Raw genomic sequence first — 10,968 nt, 5'->3', positions numbered from 1 at the left:
CCTTCGCCCTGCAAGCCTCGGGGCATAACCGCTTCCACGGAGTCCTGCGCCGCCCGCAACGCCAGAGCCGTGCGCAGCGCATCCTGCATTCGGTCAAACCGCTGGCACCCCGCCCTGCCCCGAGCACTTCAGGCATCGCCCTGGACGCCATCGGCCCCGGCGATGCCCGGATCGAGAAGGCCGTGCGTCAGGCGGGCAAGCTGATTGAAAAAAACATCCCGGTGCTGATCCATGGCGAAACCGGGGTGGGCAAGGAGGTGTTCGTCAAGGCGCTGCATCAGGCTGGCTCCCGGGCGGAACAGCCGTTTATAGCAGTGAACTGCGCCGCCATACCGGCAGACCTGGTGGAGTCGGAGCTGTTCGGCTACGAACGCGGCGCCTTCACCGGTGCCAATCAGAAAGGCAGCATCGGTTTGATCCGCAAGGCCGATAAAGGCACGCTGTTCCTCGATGAAATCGGTGATATGCCCCTGCCAGTACAGGCCCGCCTGCTGCGCGTACTGCAAGAGCGCTGTGTGCAGCCCTTGGGCAGCAGTGAGCTATTCCCGGTGGATATCCGCCTGGTCTCGGCGACCAACCGCCCGCTGCGCGAGCAGGTGCAGTCCGGCCACTTCCGTCAAGACCTGTACTACCGCATCAGCGGCCTGAACCTGGAACTGCCGCCCCTGCGCCAGCGCAGCGACAAGACCGCGTTGATTCAGCGCTTATGGGAACAGCATCGCGAAGACTGGCAAGTGGCGGGCTTTGAGCGCGAGGTGCTGGAACTGTTCGAACAGCATCCGTGGCCCGGCAACCTGCGGCAAATGAGCAGCGTCATTCAAGTGGCTCTGGCCCTGGCCGATGATGAACCGATCAGCACCGAACATCTGCCGGAAGACTTTTTTGCCGATCTGGATCAAGAGCAGGAAGAAAACCGCTCGCAAGTCTCGCAGCCGCTCCTCAACCAGGCCAGCCTGGACAACCCCGAGGACCTGAACCGCCTGTTGCAGGCGGCAGGGGGCAATATTTCACAGCTGGCAAAACGGCTGGGGGTCAGCCGTAATACCTTGTACAAGCGCCTGCGCGAGCAGAGCACCTGAAAAAACCCGCCCTGTAGGAGCTGCCGAAGGCTGCGAAAGCGGTGTGTCAGACACCATCATTCGCAGCCTGCGGCAGCTCCTACAGAGAGCCGCATGTCAGGCAGATATCAATCCGCCAACCGCCACGTCGTCCCGCCCTTGCCATCTTCCAGCACCACGCCCATGGCGGTGAGCTGATCGCGGATGCGGTCGGATTCGGCCCAGTTCTTGTCGGTGCGGGCTTGCAGACGCGCCTGGATCAGCGCTTCGACTTCTGCCGCATCGACCTTGCCTTCGGCACCGGCACGCAGGAAGTCATCGGCTTCCAGCTGCAGGACGCCCAGCACGCTGGCCAATTGCTTCAGACGCGCTGCCAGACCTGCCGCAGCGGCAATATCGGTGTCCCGCAGACGGTTGATTTCCCGGACCATCTCGAACAGCACGGCGCAGGCTTCCGGCGTGCCGAAATCATCGTCCATGGCCGCAGTGAAACGCTCGACCAGTGCTTCGCCGCCAGCTGGCTCGGCCACCGGCAGTCCCTTGAGGGCGTGATAGAAACGCTCCAGTGCGCCCTTGGACTCTTTCAGGCTGTCTTCGGAATAGTTGATCGCGCTGCGGTAATGGCTCGATACCAACAGGTAACGCACCACCTCCGGATGGTATTTCTCCAGCACGTCGCGAATGGTGAAGAAGTTGTTCAAGGACTTGGACATCTTCTCGCCATTGATGCGGATCATGCCGCAGTGCAGCCAGGCATTGGCGTAGGTCTTGCCGGTGGCCGCCTCGCTCTGGGCGATTTCGTTTTCATGGTGCGGGAACTCGAGGTCGCTGCCGCCACCATGAATATCGAAGGTCTCACCCAGGCAGCAGGTGGACATCACCGAGCACTCAATATGCCAGCCCGGACGCCCCGGCCCCCAAGGCGACTCCCAGCTCGGCTCACCCGGCTTGACGCCTTTCCACAAGACGAAGTCCAGCGGATCGTCCTTGGATTCGTCGACCTCGATCCGCGCACCGATGCGCAGGTCTTCGATCTTCTTGCGTGACAGCTTGCCATAGCCGAGGAACTTGCCGACGCGGTAGTACACGTCGCCATTGCCCGGCGCGTAGGCATAACCCTTGTCGATCAGGGTCTGGATCATCGCGTGCATGCCGGCAATATGGTCGGTGGCACGGGGCTCCATGTCCGGCTTGAGGATATTGAGCCGGGCCTCGTCCTCGTGCATGGCGTCGATCATGCGTGCAGTCAGGGCTTCGAACGACTCGCCGTTTTCACGGGCGCGATTGATGATCTTGTCGTCGATGTCGGTGATGTTGCGCACGTACGTCAGGTCATAACCGCTGAAGCGCAGCCAGCGGGTCACCAGGTCGAAAGCCACCATGCTGCGGCCATGGCCCAGGTGGCAGTAGTCGTACACGGTCATCCCGCAGACATACATGCGCACCTTGTTGCCATCCAGCGGCTTGAAGACTTCTTTGCTCTTGGTGAGCGTGTTGTAGATAGAAAGCAATGACTTAACCTCAGGTCCAGGAATCGCGCAGGGTCACTGTGCGGTTGAAGACCGGTTGACCAGGTTTGGAGTCCTTGATGTCCGCGCAGAAATAGCCTTCGCGTTCGAACTGGAAACGGTCTTCCGGCTGTGCTTGCCCCAACGAGGGTTCAGCACGACAACCCGTCAGTACTTGCAGGGAGTCCGGATTGATGTTGTCCAGGAAGCTGGCGCCTTCTTCGGTTTTTTCAGGGTTCGGCGAGCGGAACAGGCGATCGTACAGACGCACTTCGCACTCGATGCTCTCGGCAGCCGGTACCCAGTGAATGACACCCTTGACCTTGCGGCCCTCAGGATTCTTGCCCAGGGTGTCCGGATCGTAGGAACAGCGCAGTTCGACAATATTGCCGTCGGCGTCCTTGATCGCTTCGTCGGCACGGATTACATAGCTGCCGCGCAGGCGCACTTCGCCGTTAGGCTCCAGACGCTTGTAGCCCTTGGGCGGCTCTTCCATGTAGTCGTCGCGATCGATGTAGATCTCGCGGGAGAACGGCAGCTTGCGCACACCCAGGTCTTCTTTCGGGTGACGCGGCAGTTCCAGGTGATCGACCTGACCTTCCGGATAGTTGGTGATCACGACTTTCAGCGGACGCAGTACGCACATTGCACGGGGGGCGCTGTGGTCCAGGTCGTCACGGATGCTGAATTCAAGCATGCCGAAGTCCACTACACCGTCGGAACGGTTGGTGCCGATCATTTCGCAGAAGTTGCGGATCGATTTCGGCGTATAGCCACGGCGGCGGAAGCCCGACAGCGTGGACATGCGCGGATCGTCCCAGCCATTGACGTGCTTTTCATCGACCAGTTGCTTGAGCTTGCGCTTGCTGGTGATGGTGTAGTTCAGGTTCAGGCGCGAGAACTCGTACTGGCGCGGCTTGCACGGCACCGGCAGGTTATCGAGGAACCAGTCGTACAGCGGACGGTGGCTTTCGAACTCCAGGGTGCAGATCGAGTGGGTGATGCCTTCGATGGCGTCCGATTGACCGTGGGTAAAGTCGTAGATCGGGTAGATGCACCATTTGTCACCGGTCTGGTGGTGATGGGCATGGCGGATGCGATACAGGATCGGGTCGCGCAGGTTCATGTTCGGCGAGGCCATGTCGATCTTGGCGCGCAGTACGCGCTTGCCGTCTTCGAACTCACCGGCCTTCATGCGGGCGAACAGGTCAAGGTTTTCCTCGACGCCGCGCTCGCGGAACGGGCTGTTCCTGCCAGGCTCGGTCAGGGTGCCGCGGTATTCCCGGGCCTGCTCAGGGGTCAGGTCGTCGACGTAGGCCTTGCCTGCCTTGATCAGCTCGACAGCCCAGTCGTGCAGTTGATCGAAATACTGCGAGGCATAACGCACGGCGCCGTCCCACTCGAAACCCAGCCACTTGACGTCGCTTTCAATGGCGTCGATGTATTCCTGGTCTTCCTTGGCCGGGTTGGTGTCGTCGAAACGCAGATGCGTGACGCCCCCGAACTCCTGGGCCAGGCCGAAGTTCACACAGATCGACTTGGCGTGGCCGATGTGCAGGTAACCGTTGGGCTCAGGCGGGAAGCGGGTGACGATCTTGACGTGCTTGCCAGAGTCCAGGTCCGCCTGAATGATCGGGCGCAGGAAGTTGGTTGGAACAGCAGGGCCTGCCTTTGAATTCGCAGCGGGGTCTTGAGTGGGCTTGCTCATGGGATCCTTGGACATACTAGTGCGGCCAGCGGCGGCCGACCAAACAAAACGTCTATCATAGCCCAAGCTGTCAAGGCCCTGACAGGGCGCCGTGATAAAACCCTCAACAGCCGGAACTACCGCTGAACGGATAACGCCTTTAAACTGCGCGCCTGGGTTAAATCGGCAGCACTGGCGATGCACGCCAAACCTTCATTCACGCATGCCCACAAGAGCGATTCGAACATGTCCAAAGTAAAACTGACGACCAACCACGGCGATATCGTCCTGGAACTCAACGCTGAAAAGGCGCCGATCACCGTCGCCAACTTCATCGAGTACGTGAACGCCGGTCACTACGAAAACACCATTTTCCACCGTGTCATCGGCAACTTCATGATTCAGGGCGGCGGTTTCGAGCCTGGCATGAAAGAAAAGAAAGACAAGCGCCCAAGCATCCAGAACGAAGCCGACAACGGCCTGCCGAACAAGAAGTACTCGGTCGCCATGGCCCGCACCATGGAGCCGCATTCGGCCTCCGCGCAGTTCTTCATCAACGTTGCCGATAACAGCTTCCTCAACCACAGCGGCAAGAACGTGCAGGGCTGGGGCTACGCGGTATTCGGTGAAGTCACCGAAGGCAGCGACGTTGTCGACAAGATCAAAGGCGTGGCCACCACTTCCAAGTCCGGCCACCAGGACGTACCTGCTGAAGACGTGATCATCGAGAAAGCCGAGATCATTGAGTGATTTTACTGATCTCCGACCTGCATCTTGAGGAGCAACGCCCGGACATTACCCTGGCGTTTCTGGATCTGCTGACCGGGCGTGCCCGCACTGCCAAGGCGCTGTATATCCTCGGAGATTTCTTCGAAGCCTGGATCGGCGACGACGCCATGTCGCCCTTCCAGCGCTCGATCTGCCAGGCCCTGCGCGACCTCAGCGACAGTGGCACTGAAATATTCCTGATGCACGGCAATCGCGACTTCATGCTCGGCCAGGCCTTTTGCAAGGCGGCCGGCTGCACGCTGTTGAACGACCCGAGCGTCATCCCGATGAACGGCGAGCCCGTTTTGCTGATGCACGGCGACAGCCTGTGTACCCGCGACGAAGCCTACATGCGCCTGCGCCGCTACCTGCGCCACCCGCTGACCCTGTGGATTCTGCGCCACCTGCCCCTGCGCACACGGCACAAGCTGGCGCGCAAGCTGCGCAGTGAAAGCAAGGTCCAGACCCGCATGAAGGCCAACGACATCGTCGACGTCACCCCGGAAGAAGTGCCGCGGATCATGAGCCAATACGGCGTACGTACCCTGATCCACGGCCACACTCACCGCCCGGCCATCCACAAACTGCAGGTCAACGACCAGACTGCCCAGCGCATCGTGCTGGGCGACTGGGATCGTCAGGGCTGGGCGTTGCAGGTGGATGATCAGGGGTTCAATCTGAGTGCGTTCGACTTTAGGCCCTTACCAGGCAACGACTGACTGATGGGGCAAAAGCTATCTTTTGCACAGCGATTGTGGGAGCGGATTCATCCGCGAAGGCGCCAGTACATCCAACGCATTCGCGGCGTCCGGAATAAAGCTTTCGCGAATGAATTCGCTCCCACAATAGTGCGTGAATATCGTCGGATCTGTGGGAGCGGATTCATCCGCGAAGGGGCTGCTCTGGCTTTAAAGCAAACATAGAATCTCCCACAACATTCGCCCCCCACAGGGGTTACCCTCAGCAATTCATGCCCGGAGCCGTCAATGCCCACCACCGGCCGCAGGCCCCGCTTTCGCGGCAAACGGCGGCTTGGCCATCCAGACAATGGCGATCAAGGCCATGAACACCCAGCCCAGCATGTAGAAATAATCCACCGTGGACAGCATGTACGCCTGGCTGCTGATGATCGATTCCAGGCGCGCATAGGCCGATTGACTGGCTCCGCCCATGGTCGTCAGGGCATCACGCGTCGCCGGGTCGTAGGTGGTGATGCTCTCGCTCAGGTAGGCGTGGTGCTGAATGGCCCGGCGGCTCCAGATCCATGTAGTCAGGGATGCCGCGAAGCTGCCCCCCAGGTTACGCAGGAACGTCGCCAGGCCCGAACCATCGGCAATCTGCTGCGGCGGCAAGTCGGAGAGCAGGATAGTCAGGGTCGGCATGAAGAACAGCGCCAGACCCGCGCCCATGAATAGTTGCACCAGGGCGACGTGGGTGAAATCGACATCGGTATTGAAGCCGGCGCGCATGAAGCAACTCATGCCCAGACCGAGAAACGCCAGCCCCGCCAGCACCCGCAGGTCGAAGCGCGTGGCGTATTTGCCGACAAACGGCGACATCAATACCGGCAGCACACCAATCGGCGCCACCGCCAGCCCGGCATAGGTCGGCGTATAGCCCATCTGGGTCTGCAACCACTGGGGCAACAGCAGGTTGATACCGAAGAACGCCGAATAACCGCCAACCAGGGTAATGGTGCCAAACCGGAAGTTACGGTAGGCAAACAGGCGCAGGTTGACGATAGGATGCTTGTCGGTCATTTCCCAGATCACGAACACCGCCAGGAATATCGCCGAGATCACCGAGCCGATAATAATGAAGTCAGATTCAAACCAATCGAGGTCGTTGCCCTTGTCCAGCACGATCTGCAAGGCACCGACCCCGAGGATCAGGCTGATCAGGCCGATATAGTCCATGGGTTGGCGACTGGTGCTCACCGGTCGGGTGGCCATCTGCATGCGCACGACAAAGGCGGCGAACAAACCGATCGGCACGTTGATAAAGAAGATCCACGGCCAGCTGTAACTGTCGGTGATCCAGCCGCCGAGAATCGGTCCGGCAATCGGCGCCACAACCGTGACCATCGCCAGCAGCGCCAGGGCCATGCCTCGCTTGGCTGGCGGATAGACCGCAATCAGCAGGGTCTGGGTCATGGGGTACAGCGGCCCGGCGACCACACCTTGCAGCACGCGAAAGCCCACCAGTTCCGGCATGGAGGTGGAAATCCCACAGAGGAAAGACGCCAGTACGAACAGCAGGGTCGCCCAGATAAACAGCTTGACCTCACCCACGCGGCGGCTGAGCCAGCCGGTCAGGGGCAAGGCAATCGCGTTGCTCACGGCAAACGAGGTGATGACCCAGGTGCTCTGCTCCGAACTCACCCCCAGATTCCCGGCGATGGTCGGCAGGGCAACGTTGGCGATGGTGGTGTCGAGCACCTGCATGAAGGTCGCCAGGGACAGGCCGATGGTGGTCAGCAGCAGACTGGGAGGCGTAAAAGAGGCAGGGGCGTTAGCGCTCATCGCGAATCCTTTGACACTTGAACGGCGCCCCGACCGGTCGGCCGGGGCGCACGGATTGGCGGGTCAGCGCTGTACGGTCTTGCTGGCGTCGGCGCTGTTTTCATGGATCAGCCGGGTGATATCGGCTTCGGCCTGCTGCAACTGCTGGTCATAGATGTCAGTGCTGAACGTGGCCTTTTGCGGCGGCTTCTGCGCCTGGATCGGCCCGCTCTGGTCATGCAGATTGACGTTGACCACGGTCGACAGGCCGATGCGCAGCGGGTACCTGGCCAGTTGATCGGGGTTCAGGTGAATCCGCACCGGCACACGCTGGACGATCTTGATCCAGTTACCGGTGGCGTTCTGCGCCGGCAGCAAGGCGAACGCACTGCCGGTGCCGGCGCCGATGCTGTCGATGGAGCCGCTGAATTTCACGTCACTGCCGTACACATCGGACTCGATATCCACCGGCTGACCGATGCGCATCTTCTGCAACTGGGTTTCCTTGAAGTTGGCGTCGATCCACAGCTGATCCAGGGGGATCACCGACATCAGTGTGGTGCCCGGCTGAACCCGCTGGCCCAGTTGTACCGTGCGCTTGGCGACATAACCGGTCACCGGGGCAATCAGCGTGCTGCGGGCGTTGTTCAGATAGGCCTGGCGCACTTGCGCGGCGGCCGCCTTCACATCCGGGTGGGAAGAAACGACGGTGTCATCCACCAAAGCCTTGCTGCCGACCAATTGCTGCTGGATGTTGTTCAGGGCGTTCTGCGCGCTGGTCAGGTCATCCTTGGCGTGGGACAGCTCTTCCTGGGAAATCGCCCCGCCCGCCGCCAGATTGCGGCGACGGTTGTAGTTGTCCTGATTCTTCTGCACTTCGGCGCGCTGGGCGGCCAGTTGCGCCTTCAGGCCATCGACATTGCTGTACAGGCCGCGCACCTGGCGCACGGTCTTGGCCAGGTTGGCCTCGGCGCTTTGCAGGCTGACCTTGGCATCGCTGGGGTCGAACTGGATGAGCATCTGGCCTTCACGGACAAGATCGCCATCATCAGCGCCGATGCTGACCACGGTGCCGGTCACCAGCGGTGTGACAGCGACCACGTTGCCGTTCACATAAGCGTCGTCGGTGCTTTCGTTCCAGCGACCGTACAGGTCGTACCAGAACCACACGCCGACGGCGCCGAGAATCACGATCACCAGCAGGATCAGCAGCATGAGCTTGCGCTTGCCCGAGCTCTTGGCCTTTTCCTGAGGCGACTTTTCTTTCGATGCGTTGTCGTCTTTAGCGGCAGGCGCCGCAGTGTTTTCGCTAGTGGCAGTAGCCATGGCAGTTACCTTAATGAGTCAGCGAAGCGGTTGACGGAACATTCGGGGCCTGGTCTTGCACGGGGCCTTGCCCCTGGAAGCCACCACCGAGTGCCTGCATCAACAGGATCGACAGATTGATACGTTCGGCGTTGAGATCCGCCAATTGGCGCTGCGATTGCAGCAAAGTCTGTTCAACGGTCAGCACATCCAGATAGTTGCCGATGCCCGAGCCATAGCGTTGGGTCACGGTGTCGTAGGACTGCTTGATCACATCGGTAGCGTGCTGGCTCGCCTTGATCTGCCCTTCCAGAGCGCGCAATTGATTGATGTCGTCACTGACATCACCCAAGGCCTGAATCAGACTCTTGTTGTACTGCGCCACTGCCAGGTCGTAGTCGGCATCCCGGGCGTCGAGATCGGCACGCAGGCGCCCGCCATCGAACAGCGGCAGGGAAATGGTCGGTGCCACGTTAAAGAAGCGGCTGGCCGAACCGAACAACGCATCACCCAGCAGCGACTCGGTGCCGGCGGCGGCACTGAGGTTCAGGTTGGGATAGAAGCGAGTCTTGCTGGCGGCAATGCTTTTGCTTGCCGCCTCGACACGCCAGCGCGCCGCGACCAGGTCCGGGCGACGGCCCAACAGCTCGGCGGGCAGCATCGACGGCAGTGCAACCACCGCGGGTTTCAGCACAGCAGGACGGACCATCTGGTTGCTGCGATCCGGGCCCTTGCCGAGCAACACTGACAGGGCGATCTGGGCGCTGCGCAGGCTTTTTTCTGCGTCGATGAACTGCTCTTCGGAGGTGGCGGCCAGACTTTCGGTCTGCTGATACTGATACTGGCTGTCGATCCCGGACTTCAGACGCTGATTGCCAAGCTTGAGCATCTGCTGTGTGCGGCTGCGGTCCTCTTCGGCCAGATCCCGAACCGCATAGGCATGGGCCAGATTGCTGTAGGCGCGGGCGACATCGGCAGCCAGGGTCAGCTGTGCTGCACGTTGATCGACCTCGGCGGCCCGGGCCTGGCCCAGTGCCGCTTCCCAGGCAGCCCGCTGGCCGCCCCACAGATCGAAGTTGTAATTGAAGCTCGCCGACAGGCTGCGCACCGTACTCAGGGTGCCGCCCTGCCCGCTCGGGTCCTGATCCTTGGCCAGGCGCGAACGGCTGACGCTGCCACTGGCATCGACGGTCGGCATGCGCTCGGCATCGGCGGCATAGGCTGCAGCGGCGGCCTGATGAGTACGGGCACTGGCGACCTGCATATCCGGACTGTCGCGCAGGGCTTCGCCAATCAGGCCATCAAGCTGACTGTCGCCGAGGCTTTTCCACCAGTCACTGGCGGGCCAGGCGGCGGGAGTCAGGGTGACGCCGGTCAGGCTCTGATTGGCCTGCAACTGCTTGGCGTCCACGCTCTTGCCACTGGTCAGCAGTCCCTCGTAATTGGCGCAACCGGCCAGACTCAGGGCAAGGGCGATCAGGCTGAAACTGGCACGCACACTCCTGCCGCTCATTGGTCACCCCGGGCATAACGATCCAGACGCTCGATACTGACTTCGTCCTCGGCGCTACGCAGGACCTTGGTCAAAATCTGCTCCAACGCAACCACTTCAGAGACCTCGAGGCAGCCCAACATCTCATTCATGGCCTTGGCAGCGATGGTAGGGAGCAGATCCGTCAGGCGGGTCCCTTCGTCGGTGAGCAGCAAACGAACCTGGCGGCGGTCTTCGACCGAACGGCTGCGGGCGAGCAAACCCTTTTGCTCGAGCCGATCAAGCATGCGAGTCATCGAACCACTGTCCAGCGAAAGGCTGCGGCACAGCTCGGCCGGGGTATCCACGCAGAACTGGGCGATGATGATCAGGACCTTGAACTGCGAGGACGTGACGCCGTAGGGCTCAAGATACTTATCGAGCACGCGGTCTTTGAGCATATTGGTGCGCCCAAGAAGCATGCCCATAAGGCCGGAACGGAAATTATCGGGGGAAAAATGCACGTGAACCACCTATAAAGCTGCCTAGGCAGGGAATTAATGGTGATATTACTGCCTAGGCAGCTAATGTCAACGAAACAATTAGTAACCTTATTGCTGCTCCGACAGACGACGCATGCATTTGGCTCAGTTTTTTTGCTGGTTTTTTT

8 protein-coding genes and 1 pseudogene are annotated in these 10,968 nt (G+C 60.7%); 3 read left to right on the top strand and 6 right to left on the bottom strand.

Annotated elements, in window-relative coordinates; translation table 11 throughout:
- Nucleotides 1–158: 158 nt before the first annotated feature.
- Nucleotides 159–1,079: pseudogene (locus ACCD02_RS17515) on the top strand (sigma-54-dependent Fis family transcriptional regulator); the annotation flags it as partial.
- 107 nt (nucleotides 1,080–1,186) lie between these two features.
- Here the strand turns inward: ACCD02_RS17515 and cysS are convergent.
- Together cysS and ACCD02_RS17505 are read right to left on the bottom strand one after the other, a co-directional pair.
- Nucleotides 1,187–2,569 carry a cysteine--tRNA ligase gene (gene cysS, locus ACCD02_RS17510; protein ID WP_413304276.1) on the bottom strand — a complete coding sequence of 461 codons (1,383 nt, stop codon included), beginning with the start codon at nucleotides 2,567–2,569 and terminating at the stop codon, nucleotides 1,187–1,189.
- 10 nt (nucleotides 2,570–2,579) lie between these two features.
- Nucleotides 2,580–4,274, bottom strand: coding sequence for a glutamine--tRNA ligase/YqeY domain fusion protein (locus tag ACCD02_RS17505; RefSeq protein WP_413304273.1), 1,695 nt, complete (start codon nucleotides 4,272–4,274; stop codon nucleotides 2,580–2,582).
- Between the two features lie 225 nt (nucleotides 4,275–4,499).
- Between ACCD02_RS17505 and ACCD02_RS17500 the strand changes: the two genes are divergently transcribed.
- Nucleotides 4,500–5,003 (top strand): peptidylprolyl isomerase, encoded by a 504-nt coding sequence (locus ACCD02_RS17500; protein WP_413304271.1) that lies wholly within the window; start codon nucleotides 4,500–4,502, stop codon nucleotides 5,001–5,003.
- Entirely contained in the window at nucleotides 5,000–5,740 is a 741-nt protein-coding gene (lpxH, locus tag ACCD02_RS17495; protein ID WP_413304268.1) for a UDP-2,3-diacylglucosamine diphosphatase, read from the top strand. Before ACCD02_RS17500 ends, lpxH begins: the two co-directional genes overlap by 4 nt.
- Before the next feature lie 264 nt (nucleotides 5,741–6,004).
- On the opposite strand, the gene ACCD02_RS17490 is transcribed toward lpxH, so the two are convergent.
- From ACCD02_RS17490 to ACCD02_RS17475, 4 genes are all read right to left on the bottom strand, one after another.
- Nucleotides 6,005–7,543: a DHA2 family efflux MFS transporter permease subunit gene (locus tag ACCD02_RS17490; RefSeq protein ID WP_413304265.1), complete on the bottom strand. Its 1,539-nt coding sequence runs from the start codon at nucleotides 7,541–7,543 to the stop codon at nucleotides 6,005–6,007.
- A gap of 63 nt (nucleotides 7,544–7,606) precedes the next feature.
- A complete protein-coding gene (locus ACCD02_RS17485) occupies nucleotides 7,607–8,848 on the bottom strand; it encodes an efflux RND transporter periplasmic adaptor subunit (protein WP_413304263.1) in 1,242 nt (413 codons plus the stop codon).
- Between the two features lie 10 nt (nucleotides 8,849–8,858).
- Nucleotides 8,859–10,340 carry an efflux transporter outer membrane subunit gene (locus tag ACCD02_RS17480; RefSeq protein WP_413304260.1) on the bottom strand — a complete coding sequence of 494 codons (1,482 nt, stop codon included), beginning with the start codon at nucleotides 10,338–10,340 and terminating at the stop codon, nucleotides 8,859–8,861.
- Entirely contained in the window at nucleotides 10,337–10,786 is a 450-nt protein-coding gene (locus ACCD02_RS17475) for a MarR family winged helix-turn-helix transcriptional regulator (RefSeq protein ID WP_413304443.1), read from the bottom strand. The genes ACCD02_RS17480 and ACCD02_RS17475 overlap by 4 nt, the downstream gene beginning before the upstream one ends.
- Nucleotides 10,787–10,968: the final 182 nt, after the last annotated feature.

The organism is Pseudomonas sp. Pseusp88 (genome assembly GCF_047303955.1).
Lineage (GTDB): Bacteria > Pseudomonadota > Gammaproteobacteria > Pseudomonadales > Pseudomonadaceae > Aquipseudomonas.
This window is presented reverse-complemented; position numbering and strand designations above follow the sequence as displayed.